Raw genomic sequence first — 14,125 nt, forward strand, 5'->3', positions numbered from 1 at the left:
CCCGCCGTCCGACCCTCCCTTGGGGGATGTTTCACGTGAAACCGATCGACCCGCGCCTGCTTCGGTACGCCCGCGCCACCCGCCTCTTCCTGGGCGCCGTGGTGGCCCTGGGGCTGGTCGGGGCGGGGCTGGTCGTCGGTCAGGCGATGCTGATCGCCGAGATCGTGGTCGGAGCCTTCGAGAAGGGCCTGGGCGGCGAAGCGCTCCGGACGCCGCTGCTGCTGCTCGCGGCGGTGGCGCTCGGGCGCGGCCTGATCGCCTGGCTGACGGAGCTGGCCGCGCACCGCGCCGGCGCGGCGGTGAAATCGGAGCTCCGGGGCCGGCTGCTGGAACGGGCCGCGGACCTCGGCCCCGGCCGGCCCCCCGGGCAGAGGACCGGGTCGCTGGTGTCACTGGCCACCCGGGGGGCGGACGCGCTCGACGACTACTTCTCCCGCTACCTGCCCCAGCTGGGGCTCGCGGTGGTCGTTCCGGTGGCGGTCCTGGCCCGCATCGTCACCGAGGACTGGGTGTCGGCGGCCATCATCGTGGTCACGCTGCCCCTGATCCCCGTGTTCATGGTGCTCATCGGCATGGCCACCCAGTCCCGGATGGACCGCCAGTGGCGGCTGCTGTCCCGGCTGTCGGGGCACTTCCTCGACGTGGTGGCCGGCCTTCCCACGCTGAAGGTCTTCGGCCGGGCCAAGGCGCAGGCCGAGTCGATCCGCAAGATCACCGACGACTACCGGCGCGCGACGATGCGGACCCTGCGCCTCGCCTTCCTCTCCTCCTTCGCGCTGGAACTGCTGGCGACCCTGTCGGTGGCCCTGGTCGCCGTCACCATCGGCATGCGACTGGTCCACGGTGAACTGGACCTCTACACCGGCCTGGTCATCCTGATCCTGGCGCCCGAGGCGTACCTGCCGCTGCGGCAGGTGGGGGCTCAGTACCACGCGGCCGCGGAAGGACTGGCGGCCGCGGAGGAGGTCTTCGCGATCCTGGAGGCTCCCGCCACCGGCCCGGCGGGGACGGCCGGGCTGCCCGCCGGCGCCCCCCTGCGGATCGAGATCGACGGGGTCGCCGTCCGCTACGAGGGCCGGGGCGAGGACTCTCCCGGGCCGGTCTCGCTGACCGTCGCTCCGGGGGAGTGCGTGGCCCTCACCGGACCAAGCGGCGCGGGCAAGTCCACCCTGCTCCAGGTGCTGCTGGGGTTCGTGACGCCCACCGCGGGGCGGGTGCGGATCGCCGGCGTGGACCTGGCCGAGCTGTCCCCGGCGCATTGGCGGGAGCAGGTCGCGTGGGTGCCGCAGCGACCGCACCTGTTCGCCGGGACGATCGCCGAGAACGTCCGACTGGCCCGCGCGGGGGCCTCCGGCAGCGAGGTGGACGCGGCCCTGAAGGACGCCGGGGCCTGGGAGTTCGTGACCGCGCTGCCGCGCGGGGCGCAGACCCTGCTCGGTGAGGGCGGTGTGGGACTGTCCGCGGGGCAGCGCCAGCGGCTGGCCCTGGCGCGTGCCTTCCTCGCGGACCGGCCCGTGCTGCTCCTGGACGAGCCGACGGCGGCCTTGGACGGTGAGACCGAGGCGGGGATCGTGGACGCGGTCCGGCGACTGTCCTCGGGGCGGACCGTCCTGCTGGTCGTGCACCGGCCGGCGCTGCTCGCGGTCGCGGACCGGGTGGTCCCGATGGCTGCCGGCGGCCCCGCCGAGCTCCTCGCCAACGGACGCCACGGGGGGCCTCATGCCGAGGGGGCGCGCCCCGACGGTGCGCTTCCCGAGGGACGTCCCCTCGGCGGTGCGCTTCCCGAGGGGCCGGACCCGGAGGGGCTGCTCCCCCACGCGGGCGCTTCCCGTGACGGAGCCCGTGCCCAGTCCCCCGGCGACAGCGGCCCGGACGCCGGGGAGTGGATCCTCGGCGCCGCGCCCGAACGGGTGCGGGCCGGCCGCGGGACCGACGCGCGCGGGGCCGATCCGCTGCGCCGGGTGCGGGCGGTGGCCAGGGCCTGGCAGGGACGGTTCAGGCTCGGCCTGCTGCTCGGGGCGCTGGCCGTGGGGTGCAGCGTCGGCCTGATGGCCGTGTCCGGCTGGCTGATCTCACGGGCCTCCGAACAGCCGCCCGTGCTCTATCTGATGGTGGCCGTCACGGCCACGCGGGCCTTCGGAATGGGCCGCGCCGTCTTCCGGTACGCGGAACGGCTCGTCTCCCACGACGCCGTGCTGCGGATGCTCGCCGACCTGCGGGTGTCCGTCTACCGGCGGCTGGAGCGCATCGCGCCCGCCGGGCTGCGCGAGCACCGGCGCGGGGACCTGTTGGCCCGACTGGTGGCCGACGCCGACGCCCTCCAGGACTACTGGCTGCGCTGGCTGCTGCCGGTCGGCACCGCGGTGCTCGTCGGGACCGGTTCGGTCGCCTTCACCACCTGGCTCCTTCCCGAGGCCGGCGCCGTGCTCGCCACCGGGCTGCTCGCCGCCGGCATCGGGGTGCCGCTGGTCAGCGGGGCCTGCGCCCGCCGGGCGGAGCGCCGGCTCGCGCCCGCCCGGGGTGAGCTCGCCACCCGGGTGGCCGATCTCCTCACCGGAACCGCGGAGCTGACCGTGGCCGGTGCGCTGGAGGACCGCAAGGGCCGTGCGCGGGAGAGCGACGCCGTGCTGACCGGCATCGCGGCGCGGGGCGCCGCCGCGAGCGGGCTGGGCGGCGGGCTGTCCGCCCTCGTGTGCGGGCTCACCGTGGTGGCCGCCGCAGCCGTCGCCGCGAACGCCGTCCACGACGGGCGGCTGTCCGGGGTGGCCATGGCCGTCGCGGTCCTGACGCCCCTCGCCGCCTTCGAGGCGGTGAACGGGCTGCCGCTCGCCGTCCAGTACCGCCAGCGGGTGCGCCGCAGCGCGGAGCGGGTCTACGAGGTCATCGACGCGCCGGTCCCGGTCACCGAGCCGGAGCAGCCCGCCGCCGCCCCGGCTTCGCCCTTCCCGCTGCGGCTGACGGGGCTCGCCGCCCGCCACCCCGGCCAGGACCGGAACGCCCTGCACGGGCTGGACCTGACCCTGGAGGCCGGCCGCCGCATCGCCGTCGTCGGCCCCTCGGGCTCCGGAAAGACCACGCTGGCCCAGGTCATGCTCCGCTTCCTGGATCCGCGCGAGGGCGCGTACACCCTGGGCGGGGCCGACGCGCGCACCCTCGACGGCGACGACGTCCGCGCGCTCGTGGGCCTGTGCGCCCAGGACGCGCACATCTTCGACAGCTCGGTGCGGGAGAACCTGCGCCTGGCCCGGACCGGGGCGAGTGAGGAGCAGCTGCGTGACGCGCTGGCCGCGGCCCGGCTGCTCGAGTGGGCCGACGGACTTCCGGACGGCCTGGACACCCTGGTCGGCGAGCACGGCGAGCGGATCTCGGGCGGTCAGCGCCAGCGACTGGCCCTGGCCCGGGCACTGCTCGCGGACTTCCCCGTACTCGTCCTGGACGAGCCGGCCGAGCACTTGGACCTGGCCACGGCGGACGCTCTGACGGCGGACCTGCTGGCCGCGACCGAGGGCCGGACCACCGTGCTGATCACACACCGGTTGGCCGGCCTGGCGGCGGTGGACGAGGTGATCGTGCTGGACCACGGCCAGATCGTGCAGCGCGGCGCGTACGCGGAGCTGGCCGCGGCCGAGGGACCGCTGCGGAGGCTGCTGGAGCGTGAAAGGGCCACGGACGGTACTTTGGCCAACTTTCCCCGCTAATGGGGACTAACTAGTCTCAAGGGCATGTCAGCGCAGCAGTCGCACCAGTCGCCGGATTCCTCGGATCCGCTGCCGGATCCCTCGCCGGCCGCACCGGCCGTGCCCGCGACGTCGGACCCGCTGGTGGCCGCCACCGAGGCCACCAGGAGCCTGCAGGGCCTGTCCACCGAGCTCACGGCGCGGGTACCGCAACTGCTGGAGGCGATGCGGTCGGTCGGCACCGGCCTCGAACTGCATTCCACGCTGGACCGCATCTGCGAGACCGCGGCCGAGCTCGCGGGTGCCCGCTACGCGGCGATCGGTGTCGTCGACACGGAGGGCCGCGGGCTCTCGGACTTCGTCACCCACGGGATCGCCCCGGAGCCGGCCCGGAAGATCGGACACCGTCCGGACGGGAAGCGCGGCCTGCTCGGAGCACTGATCTCACATTCCGACACCGTTCTGCTCACCGATCTGACCAAGGATCCGCGCTCAGCGGGGTTCCCGGCGCACCACCCGCCCATGAAGACCTTCCTCGGTGTCCCGATCCGGGTGCAGGGAGAGATCTTCGGCAATCTGTACCTCGCAGAGAAGAAGGACGGCGAGTTCAACGACTACGACGTCCACATGGTCCGGGTCCTGGCCACCGAGGCCGGCATCGCCATCGGCAACGCCCGGTTGTACGAGGCCGCCATGCAGCGCGAGCGCTGGATCGACGGCTCGGTGGCCGTCACCACCGCCCTCCTGTCCGGCGGGGACGCGGACGACGCCCTCGTGGTGGTGGCGGAGCAGGCCCGCCGGCTGGCCGACTCCTCCGCGGGGATCGTGCTGCTGCCGGCCGAGGAGGGCGGGATGGAGATCGTCGCCGTCTCGGCCGAGAACCCGGCCACCTCGCTCGGTGTGGTGATCCCGGCCGAGAGCCCGGTGGTGGACAGCCTGTTGCGCGGCGAGCCGGTCTTCGTGGACGACGCCTCGTCCGACCCCCGCACGATCAACAAGCTGACCAGCCAGTTCGGGCCCTGCATGATGCTGCCGCTGCACAGCGGCGGGCGGGTGCTGGGCGCGCTGGTCACCCCCCGGGGGCGAGGCGAGCGACCGTTCAGCGAGGCCGAGCGGACCCTGGCGACTCAGTTCGCCTCGCAGGCGGCGCTCGCCCTGATGATGGCCGAGGCGCAGCGCGACCGTGAGCGGCTGGCCGTGTTGGAGGACCGGGACAGGATCGCCCGCGACCTGCACGACCTGGTCATCCAGCGGCTGTTCGCCACCGGGATGATGCTGGAGGGCGCCCAGCGCCGGTCCATCGTTCCCGAGGTCCGTGACGGCGTGGGCAAGGCCGTGGACGAACTGGACGTGACGATCCAGGAGATCCGCACCGCCATCTTCGCCCTCCAGCAGGGCCCTGCGGAGGCTCCGTCAGGGTTGCGCACCCGGGTGCTGCGGGAGATCAACATGGCCGCCGTGCCCCTGGGCTTCAAGCCCGCGCACCGCTTCGTCGGCCCGATCGACACCGTCGTCGACGAGCTGGTCGGCAAGAACCTGATCGCCGCACTGCGCGAGGCGCTCTCCAACGCCTTCCGCCATGCCGACGCGTCCCGGATCGAGGTGGTCCTGGACTGCACCGGCACGCTCGCCGACGGACGTCCCGGGGTCCGGCTGGAGGTCGCCGACGACGGGGTGGGCATCGCCGAAGGGGGCCGGCGCAGCGGGCTGCGCAATCTGCGCCGACGGGCCGAGTCGCTGGGCGGCGCCAGCTCGTACGGCCCGGGCCTCGGCGAGGACGGCGGTGGGACCACCGTGGTGTGGGAGGCCCCGCTCTGAGACGCCCGGTGCCCGGTGCCGTGTGCTCGGCTGCTCAGACCTGTCGCTGTGCGATGAGCTCGGCCAGGATCCGCTCGATGACGAGGGCGACCCCGTCCTCGTTGTTGGCGACCGTGCGGCCGGACGCGGCCGCGATCACATCCGGGTGGGCGTTGCCCATCGCGTACGAGGTGCCGGCCCAGCTGAGCATCTCCACGTCGTTCGGCATGTCCCCGAACGCGACGACCTCGTCGGGGGAAATGCCGCGCTCGGCGCAGCACAAGGCCAGCGTGCTGGCCTTGGAGACCCCGTGCCCGCTGATCTCCAGCAGGGCCGTGGGGCTGGAGCGGGTGATCGACGCGTAGGCGCCGGCGGCGGAGCGGGCCAGCGTCAGGAACTCGTCCGGGGCGATCTCGGCGTGGTGCGCCAGCAGCTTCAGCACGGGCGCCCCGCCCCCGTCCGTGTCCTCCCGCAGCAGCTCCTCAGCCGTGGCGATCCTGGCGGCCGGGTCCTTGAAGAACGGCGGGTACTCCGGCTCGTAGTTGATGCCGGTGGTCAGCTCGACCGCGAAGGACGTGCCGGGTGCGGCGATCCGCAGGGCATCGACGACGGCGAGCGCGGCCGCCCGCGGGAGGGACCTGACCTGGACGAACTCCCGTCCGGCGTGCAGGTCGACGACCGCCGCGCCATTGGCGCAGATCGCGAGGCCGTGCCCGTGGACGTGATCGCTGACCACGTCCATCCAGCGGGCCGGGCGTCCGGTGACGAAGAAGACCTCGATTCCGGCCTCCTCGGCGGCGGCGAGCGCCGCGACGGTACGCGGCGAGACGGATTTGTCGTCGCGCAGCAGGGTGCCGTCGAGGTCGGTGGCGATGAGCCGGGGCGTGGGGGTGGGCCCGTCCGGGCGCTGGGGAGCCGAGGTCACGCTCCATCTTCGCCCATGGTCGGGGGCGGTCGAACCATGATCAGGTCTGGTTGTCGCGCCGGATGATGTTTCCCACGAGGCGATGTTTCACGTGAAACATCGCCTCGCCGTAGGCTCGACGCATGAGTCTGCGTCTGAGCACGGTGATCCTTCCGGTACGTCGATGGCACGAGGGAGGCCGCGATCAGTGGCTCCGGGCTGAGCAGCTCGGATTCCACACCGCCTACACCTACGACCACCTGTCCTGGCGGACCTTCCGTGACGGCCCCTGGTTCGGTGCGCTGCCCACCCTGACCGCGGCGGCCACCACCACCGAGCGGCTGCGCCTGGGCACGCTCGTCACCTCGCCGAACTTCCGCCACCCGGTGACCCTCGCCAAGGAGCTCATGTCCCTGGACGACATCTCCGGTGGGCGCATCACCCTCGGCATCGGAGCGGGCGGCAATGGCTTCGACGCGACCGCGCTGGGCCAGGACCCCTGGTCCCCGCGTGAGCGCGCGGACCGCTTCGCGGAGTTCGTGCCCCTGTTGGACCAGTTGCTGACCGAGGGCTCGGTGAGCCACGAGGGCACCTTCTACTCCGCCGAAGAGGCCCGCAACATCCCCGGCTGCGTGCAGGGGCCGCGACTGCCCTTCGCGGTCGCCGCGACCGGACCGCGCGGTCTGCGGCTCGCCGCCCGCCACGGCCAGGCCTGGGTGACCACGGGCGACCCGAAGCTCTTCGAGGAGGGCACCCCCGAGCAGTCGCGTGAGGCCCTGCGCGGCCAGCTCGAACGGCTCGACAAGGCCTTCGTGGAGATCGGGCGGGATCCCGAGCCCATGGAGAAGATCCTGCTGACCGGCTTCACGCCCGAGGCCAACACCGTGCTGGAGTCGGTGGACGCGTTCGTCGACTTCGCCGGCCGCCACCGCGAGCTCGGCTTCACCGAGCTGGTGATCCACGCGCCGATCCCGGACTCCGACTTCGCCGCCGACGAGGCCGTCTTCGAGAAGATCGCCACCGAGGCCCTGGCCCAGCTCGACAGGTGACCCGCCGTCCGTCGCCGCTCCGGACGGGAGCGGCGACGGACGACGGCGACCGGCGGCGACGGCGATCGGGGTTCTACGCCCCGTTCAGCTGCTCGAAAAGACGCTCCGCCGACGGCAGGAGCCAGTCGGGCAGCTCCTCCTCGGGCCGTGCCCGCACCTCGTCGATCAGCGCGGCGACGCGCGCTGCCCCCGCCTTCGCGTCACCCCGCTCCTGCTCCGTCCAGGCCGCGTTGTTCAGGCACTGGAACCGGTCCCGCAGATGATCGGGACCGAGCTCGGCGTAGGCCCGGGCGGCCCGGTCCCACAGCTCGATCTCCTCCAGGCGCAGCGCGTCGGCCTCCGCGCGTCCCAACCGGGCGGCCGTGACCGGGCTCGCGGCGTCGACGGCATCGTCCCGGGCCTCGTCTTCCGGGGCCGCCTCGTTCGTGCTGACGTGCCGGTCGAGGACCTGCGCCAGCTGGTGCCAGGTCTGGGCGAGCTCGGACCGCAGCTCAGGAGCACCGGGATCCGCGGCCAGGGCCGCCTCCAACACCCGGGCGGCCTCGTCCATCCGGCCCCGGGCCTGCTCCACCGTCGCGGCGTCGACCTCCTCGCGCAGCCCCAGCCAGGCGAGGGAGCGCAGCACCCGTACCTCGGCGACCGGGGCCTCGCCCGTCAGCCGGTGCAGTTCGAGGGCGCGCTCGTAGGCGGCGATCGCCTCCGCGGGCAGCCCCGCGTCGGACAGGGCGTCGGCGGCCGACTGCGCGAAGCCCGCCTGCGGACGCGGATCCTCCCAGCCCTTGGTCAGCTCCGCCGCCAGCAGGTACTGCTCCGCCGCGGGCCGTGGCTCGTTCAGCCGGCGCAGCAGGTCGCCCAGGAACTCCCGTACGGACACCGCCTGCTGCTCGCCGTGCTCCAGCAGGTCCGGCAGGGCCGACTGCAGGACCTCGGCGGCCTCGGCGGCCCGGTCCTCGCGCGCGTACGCCCGGGCCAGCAGCAGCCGGGCCTGCGCCCCGCCGTCCGCGGTGAGACCGGCCTGGTCGAACCAGTGCGCTGCGGCCAGCGCGAGCGCCGCGGCCTCCTGTGCAGGTCCGCCCCGCCGCAGCACGATGTCCGCGAGGGTCAGCCGTACGACGCCCTGCGCCTCGGCGTCGGTCAGTTCGGCTGCGTGCTCAAGCCCGGAACGCGCCGCCTCCTCACCTCTTCGGGCCGGTCCAACGACATCAGCACCCCGGCCCGCAGCACCAGCGGATCCACGGCCTGCCACGGCCGGCCGGCGGTGATCGCCCGCGCCGCGGACGTCGCCAGCAGCGGCAGGGCCCGCTCCGGGTCGCCCTGCGCGAGGGCCACCCGGCCCAGCATCTCCTCGGCGTCCGCGACCACGTCCGCCGCCACGTCCCCGTAGGCGGCGATGAAGGCGGTCAGCTCGGCGGCGAGCTCACCGTGACCGTGCCCTTCCCCCATGCCGTGGTGGTCGTCCTGGTGGTGGTCGTCCGGGCCGGCCGCCTCGACCGAGCGCAGGTACGACTCCACGCGGATCGAGGACAGTTCCGCGAGCGCGATCCGCCGGGCCCGCAACGGTTCGGCGGCGTCCAGTGCCTCCGCGGACCGCAGGGCGATCCGCAGCAGCTCCCGGATCTCCTCGGGTGCGGCCCCCGACTGCGCGGCGACGCTCGCCAGCCGCAGCTCGGCGAGCGCGGCGCGCTCCGCCCGTCCGAGCGCCCGGTAGGCGTCACGGACCGCGGCGAGGAGTCGGGGAGCCTCTTCGGCCCCGCGCCGCGCGGCGGCCAAGGCCTGCTGGTCCGCGAGGTCGGCGTGGACCAGCGGATCGGGCTCCGGCTGCGCCTCCACCCGTACGGCCACCTCGGCCCACAGGGCGTCCGCACCCGGATGGCTCACGTCCCGGGCGCCGCGGGCCCGCTCCACGAGATCGGTGAACCCGGTGGGCACCGCGACCGGCGCGGACACGGACGGGGCGGCGCCCACGACGGCACCGGCCGCGTCGGTCCGCGGCAGGTCCGCACTGCGCACCCCCAGCGGCAGCGCCCCCACCAGCGGCTCCTGGCCCACCCGCGCGAGGAAGCGGTCCGAGACCCGGGTCGTACCGTTGCGCGCGTCGAACTGCCGGGCGATGTCCAGGCAGCCCGAGTGGAGCACCTCGTACAGCTCGGAGACCGTACGGGGTGCCCCCTCGTACACCACGGCAGGGCTCCGGCCGTGGCCCAGCTCCTCCAGACGGCGCAGCAGCACGAGGATGCCGCCGTGGAAGGCCAGCCGGTCGTCGAGATTGGCGAGCGGAGCCACGTGGGCGGCGTGCTCGGCCAGGATCTCCAGTCCGCGCGACTCGTTGCCGGTGAGCGCGCAGAACTCGATGTGCTTGCCGACCGACGGCAGCAGGCTGTCGTTGCCGCGGGCCATGCGGTAGCCGCGCACGTGGTTCGAGCGCGCCTCGTCGACCCGGCCCAGCCGCAGCAGCGGCAGCAGCGAGGTGGCCAGGACCCGGTGCGGCTCCTCGGCGCAGACCAGATCGCCCGCGAGCACCGGCTTCCACCGCTCCAGTGCCTCGGCGTCATGGCCCTGCACGACGGCGTACTGGCCCTGGCCGTTGAGCTCGCAGGCCTGGCAGTCGCTCATGTCGTCGCGCTCGGCCGCCAGCCAGCGCCGGAAGGCCCGCTCGGCGCGTTCGTCGTCGCCGACCGCATGGGCGAGCCACAGCTCGGCCTCGCGCACGGGCCGCTCGCTGTACCCCGCGATCTTGTAGCGGCGCTCCATCTCGTCCAGCCAGCCGACCGCCGATTCCAGCGGGATCCCGGGAGAGTCCGAGATGGCCGAGGCCACCCACTTGAACTGCCAGAACAGCGAGTGCGCGTCCCATTCGCCGAAGGCGCCCGGGTCGTTGTCGTACTCCTGGAGCAGCCGCGCGAAGGGCACCAGCATCTTCGACGACTCGGAGCTGTAGAGGTAGGCGTTGATCAGGTTGTCCAGGGCCTCGCGGAACAGCGGGCGGTCGCCGTTCGCCTCGGCCGCCCCGACCAGGGCCTCGGCGTGCGCGTTGCGCGCCGCGCCGTTCGGCGCTTCGCGGTTCTCCGCCAGACCCCGCACGATCTCCTCGCGCGTCAGCGTCGTCACTTCTGGTCCTCCTGGGCGTCGCGGGCATCGGTGGAGTGCGTCGCCCATTCCAGGAGCCCGAGGAAGGCCCGGTTGAGCAGCGTGGAGTCGGCGGGGCGCAGCGGGCGCTGCGACATCAGCAGGGCCTGCCCGTACAGCGATTCGACGGCGGTGCCGGTCAGCGCCTCGTCGGGAAGGGCGGCGATCCGCCGGATCAGCGGATTGTTGTGGTTGAGGACCAGCCGGGCGCGCGGCGCGGAGCCCCGCAGCGCGCCGAGGATCCCGCTCCACAGGGAGTCGGCGCTCTCCAGTGCGGCGGTGCGGTCGCGCTCCTGGCGGGCCTGGCGGTCGTCGAGGTAGAGCGCGGGGACGGCGACGGGCTGGAAGGCGCGCAGCACCACGTCGCAGCCCTGGGGTTCCAGGCGGGTGCGTGCGGTGGCCAGGAAGGCGGCGAGCTCCAGTTCGGCTGCGGTCGGCACCGGGTCCAGCCGCTCGGTGACGGCTCCGGCGTCCAGTTCGGTGATCTTGAGGTCGGGCCGCACGGCGGGCAGCAGCGCCAGCAGGTCCGCGTCGTAGGTGTAGCCGGCGTTGATGACGCCGAGCCCGTGGGCCGCGGCGATCGGTGCGATCTGGCGGAACTCCTCGACCGTGCGCGTGAAGTGGATGTCCGTGTGGGCGGCCGCGAACTCCTGCAGGCTCATCGAGCCGTCGCTGGTCTCGAACGGCAGCCACGGCAGCATCAGCCCGAGCAGTTCGGAGTCGTGCCGGGCCATGGACTTCACACCGAGGTGGTGGACGCGCAGGAAGGCGGCCAGGCGGTCCGGTTCGCTCGCGGCGAGCTCGGCGAGCCAGCCGCGGACGCGGGCGCCTAGCGCCTCCCGTACGGCGGCCAGGGTCTCGTCGTCGTAGAGGTTCTCCCGGGAGGCGGTGGGCCGCAGGGTGTCCGTGTCGAGGACGGCGCGGACGAAGAAGGCCCAGTCCGGCAGCAGGTTGTCGGCCCGGTCGGTCAGCAGCATGCCCTTGAGGTGCACGCGGTGTCCGGCCCGGTGGGCGGGGCTGGTCGGCTCCGGGAGGACGTACGCCACCCCGCGCACGCCGGCGACCGGCAGGTCGAGGTCGATGCTGTCGAGCGGGGTGAAGCCGAAGAGCTGAGCGCAGTGCCCGGCGAGCGCGACGCGGCGGGCGGCGGGGGTGGGGAAGGCCCGGTCCCATACGGCGGGGCGGTCGGTGACGGGGCGCGGCCCGCCGCCCTCGCCGTCGTCGAAGGTGATCGCGTACGGCAGGAGGGAGCCGTAGTCGCGGGCCAGTTCCTCGACCGTCGCCGGGACGGTCCATTCCGCGGCGCCCGGGCGCGCTTCGAGGACGACGGTGGTACCGGGCTCCGGGCGCGCCTCGTGGGGCAGTTCGCGGACGGTGTACGAACCGTCGTCCGTGGCGAGCCATTCCACGGGCGCGGCATCGGGGTCGCGGGCGGAGCGGGTGACGACGCGGATCTGGCGGGCCACGACGAAGCACGCGAGCAGCCCGATGCCGAACTGGCCGAGGAACTCACCGCGGGTGGCCTCCAGGCCGTGCTCGCCGAGGGAGCCGTCGCCGCCGCGCTTGGAGCTGCGCCCGATGGTGGCGAGCAGGGAATGGGCCTCGTCCGCGGTCAGGCCGATGCCGCTGTCCTCGATGGTCACGCGGCCGCCGGACGCCGACAGCCGGATGCGGACCTCGGCCTCCGGGTCGAGGGCGTGGCGGGCGGTGACCGCGTCCACGGCGTTCTGCAGGAGCTCGCGGACGTAGACGCGCGGGCTGGAGTAGAGGTGGTGGGAGAGGAGATCCACCAGGCCGCGCAGATCGACCTGGAAATTGTGGGGTGCGGACGTCATAGGGCGTCACCTCGCGTACGTGCAGGGATGGTTCGGTGATCGCGAGGTGCCCCCCTCACGGATCCCGGAGTGGGACACACATTAGGGGGATGGTCCGACAATCTCAGCGTGAATTCCTGCCCCCGGGAGTGCCCCCGGAGCCTCGGTCGAAAGCCCGCCGGCGCGCTGCCGGACGCTACTGGAAGCGCAGGAACCGCGGCGGGACCGCGTCCACCAGCCACACCCCGTTGGCGCTGATGCGGAAGACGTGCCCGGCCGCACGCATCGCGCCGGCGTCCACGGCGAGTACGACGGGCCGCCCGCGCCGCGCGCCGACGCGGGTCGCGGTCTCCCGGTCGGGGGACAGGTGCACGTGGTGGCGGGCCATCGGGCGCAGGCCCTCGGAGCGGATCGCGTCCAGGGCGGCGGCGACGGTGCCGTGGTAGAGGTACGCGGGCGGCTCGGCCTCCGGAAGGTCCAGGTCCACGGCGACGGTGTGCCCCTGGTTCGCCCGGATCCGGGTGCCGTCGACGGCGAACCGCTGCTTGTCGTTGGCGGCGACGACGTGGTCGAGCTCGGCGCGGCTGAAGTGGAATCCGTGGGCGGCGGCCGCCCCCAGCAGATCGTCGATCTCCACCCAGCCCTGGGGGTCGAGCACCAGTCCGATCCTTTCCGGCTGGTGCCGCAGGTGTTTCGAGACGTACTTCGACACCTTCACGGTGCGTCTTTCATCCATGGCCCCAGCGTGCCCGCTCGGGCAGTCGTCCGGCAGGGATTTTCGGGTGCGGGGCGAGGATGGACACCCTCTATCGCGGTTCCAAGATGCGGAATATATTTTCCGCTGCCACTTCTGCTCAGGGGGAGAAACCATGACAGCCCATACCTCTCTGCCACGCCGTGCGGCTGCCGAGCTGATCGGGACCGCCGGCCTGCTCGTCGTCGTGATCGGCTCCGGACTCCAGGCCGCCGAGCTCAGCCGGGACAACGGGGTCGCCCTGATCGCCAACTCGCTCGCCTCGGCCATCGGCCTCGGACTGATCATCACCCTCTTCGGGCCGCTGTCCGGCGCCCACCTCAACCCGGTGGTCACCCTCAGCTCCTGGTGGGCCCGGCGCACCGGGGGTGAGGGGCTCGGCGGCCGGGAGGCGTTGGTGTACACCGCGGCCCAGACCGCGGGAGCCATCGGCGGCGCGCTCCTCGCGGAGACCATGTTCGGCCGGACCCCCGGCACGTTCTCCACCCAGGTGCGCGACGGCGGGCACCTGCTCGTCGGCGAGGTGGTCGCCACCGCCGGTCTGGTCCTCGTGATCCAGGGCCTCGGGCGGATCGGGCGCCCTCGGCTCGTCCCGGCGGCGGTCGCGGCGTACATCGCCGCCGCGATCTGGTTCACCTCCTCCGGGTCCTTCGCCAACCCGGCCGGCACCATCGGGCGCAGCTTCAGTGATTCGTTCACCGGCATCGCCCCGGAGTCGCTGCCCGGATTCGTCGCCGCCCAGCTGATCGGCGGGATCCTCGGCCTGGCCCTGGCCGCCCTGCTGTACGGGAAGGGGAAGGACAGCGGGATGGGAAGCGGCGGCGAGAGCGGGAGCGGGGCCGCGCGGACCGCGAAGCCGGTGCCGGTGGTGCCGGTGCCGGTCGAGGGGGCCGTACCGGCGCCCCTGCCCGAGACCGGGCCCGCGGACGGTGCGAGCCCCACGAAGGCGGCGTACGAGCCCGTCGGCTGAGGCGCCGCCGCCCCGGTTACCCACAGGCAAAGGG

Annotated in this window: 9 protein-coding genes; 4 read left to right on the forward strand and 5 right to left on the reverse strand. The window is 73.7% G+C overall.

Annotated elements, in window-relative coordinates:
* Nucleotides 1-35: 35 nt before the first annotated feature.
* Both cydD and ACFYP3_RS15185 read left to right on the forward strand, forming a co-directional pair.
* A complete protein-coding gene (gene cydD / locus ACFYP3_RS15180; RefSeq protein WP_388831714.1) occupies nucleotides 36-3,698 on the forward strand; it encodes a thiol reductant ABC exporter subunit CydD in 3,663 nt (1,220 codons plus the stop codon).
* 24 nt (nucleotides 3,699-3,722) lie between these two features.
* Complete coding sequence (locus ACFYP3_RS15185; protein ID WP_388831716.1) at nucleotides 3,723-5,495, forward strand: GAF domain-containing sensor histidine kinase; 1,773 nt, start codon at nucleotides 3,723-3,725, stop codon at nucleotides 5,493-5,495.
* A gap of 34 nt (nucleotides 5,496-5,529) precedes the next feature.
* Here ACFYP3_RS15185 and ACFYP3_RS15190 read toward each other — a convergent pair whose 3' ends face one another.
* Nucleotides 5,530-6,399 carry a Cof-type HAD-IIB family hydrolase gene (locus tag ACFYP3_RS15190; protein WP_388831718.1) on the reverse strand — a complete coding sequence of 290 codons (870 nt, stop codon included), beginning with the start codon at nucleotides 6,397-6,399 and terminating at the stop codon, nucleotides 5,530-5,532.
* Between the two features lie 122 nt (nucleotides 6,400-6,521).
* On the opposite strand from ACFYP3_RS15190, the gene ACFYP3_RS15195 reads away from it, so the two are divergent.
* The gene (locus tag ACFYP3_RS15195) at nucleotides 6,522-7,427 is read left to right on the forward strand and encodes an LLM class flavin-dependent oxidoreductase (protein ID WP_388831720.1); all 906 of its coding nucleotides are present in this window, start codon (nucleotides 6,522-6,524) and stop codon (nucleotides 7,425-7,427) included.
* 73 nt (nucleotides 7,428-7,500) lie between these two features.
* On the opposite strand, the gene ACFYP3_RS15200 is transcribed toward ACFYP3_RS15195, so the two are convergent.
* The 4 genes from ACFYP3_RS15200 to ACFYP3_RS15215 all read right to left on the reverse strand — a co-directional run bounded on the left by ACFYP3_RS15200 (nucleotide 7,501) and on the right by ACFYP3_RS15215 (nucleotide 13,103).
* Nucleotides 7,501-8,514, reverse strand: coding sequence for a tetratricopeptide repeat protein (locus ACFYP3_RS15200; protein ID WP_388831722.1), 1,014 nt, complete (start codon nucleotides 8,512-8,514; stop codon nucleotides 7,501-7,503).
* Between the two features lie 47 nt (nucleotides 8,515-8,561).
* Complete coding sequence (locus tag ACFYP3_RS15205; protein ID WP_388831724.1) at nucleotides 8,562-10,535, reverse strand: hypothetical protein; 1,974 nt, start codon at nucleotides 10,533-10,535, stop codon at nucleotides 8,562-8,564.
* On the reverse strand, nucleotides 10,532-12,388 hold the full coding sequence (locus ACFYP3_RS15210) for an HSP90 family protein (RefSeq protein ID WP_388831726.1): 1,857 nt from the start codon (nucleotides 12,386-12,388) through the stop codon (nucleotides 10,532-10,534). The genes ACFYP3_RS15205 and ACFYP3_RS15210 overlap by 4 nt, the downstream gene beginning before the upstream one ends.
* A gap of 175 nt (nucleotides 12,389-12,563) precedes the next feature.
* Complete coding sequence (locus ACFYP3_RS15215; RefSeq protein ID WP_388831728.1) at nucleotides 12,564-13,103, reverse strand: RNA 2'-phosphotransferase; 540 nt, start codon at nucleotides 13,101-13,103, stop codon at nucleotides 12,564-12,566.
* 133 nt (nucleotides 13,104-13,236) lie between these two features.
* Between ACFYP3_RS15215 and ACFYP3_RS15220 the strand changes: the two genes are divergently transcribed.
* Nucleotides 13,237-14,091, forward strand: a complete 855-nt coding sequence (locus tag ACFYP3_RS15220) for an aquaporin (protein WP_388831730.1) — start codon at nucleotides 13,237-13,239, stop codon at nucleotides 14,089-14,091.
* Nucleotides 14,092-14,125 lie beyond the last annotated feature (34 nt).

Origin of the sequence: Streptomyces sp. NPDC005533, from assembly GCF_042871845.1 — a bacterium.
GTDB lineage: Bacteria > Actinomycetota > Actinomycetes > Streptomycetales > Streptomycetaceae > Streptomyces.

What these genes read in the sequence shown, in the direction of transcription:
- ACFYP3_RS15210 (WP_388831726.1), bottom strand. Translation starts at nt 12,388, where the DNA reads ATGACGTCCGCACCCCACAATTTCCAGGTCGATCTGCGCGGCCTGGTG.
- ACFYP3_RS15195 (WP_388831720.1), top strand. Translation starts at nt 6,522, where the DNA reads ATGAGTCTGCGTCTGAGCACGGTGATCCTTCCGGTACGTCGATGGCAC.
- ACFYP3_RS15220 (WP_388831730.1), top strand. Translation starts at nt 13,237, where the DNA reads ATGACAGCCCATACCTCTCTGCCACGCCGTGCGGCTGCCGAGCTGATC.
- ACFYP3_RS15215 (WP_388831728.1), bottom strand. Translation starts at nt 13,103, where the DNA reads ATGGATGAAAGACGCACCGTGAAGGTGTCGAAGTACGTCTCGAAACAC.
- ACFYP3_RS15185 (WP_388831716.1), top strand. Translation starts at nt 3,723, where the DNA reads ATGTCAGCGCAGCAGTCGCACCAGTCGCCGGATTCCTCGGATCCGCTG.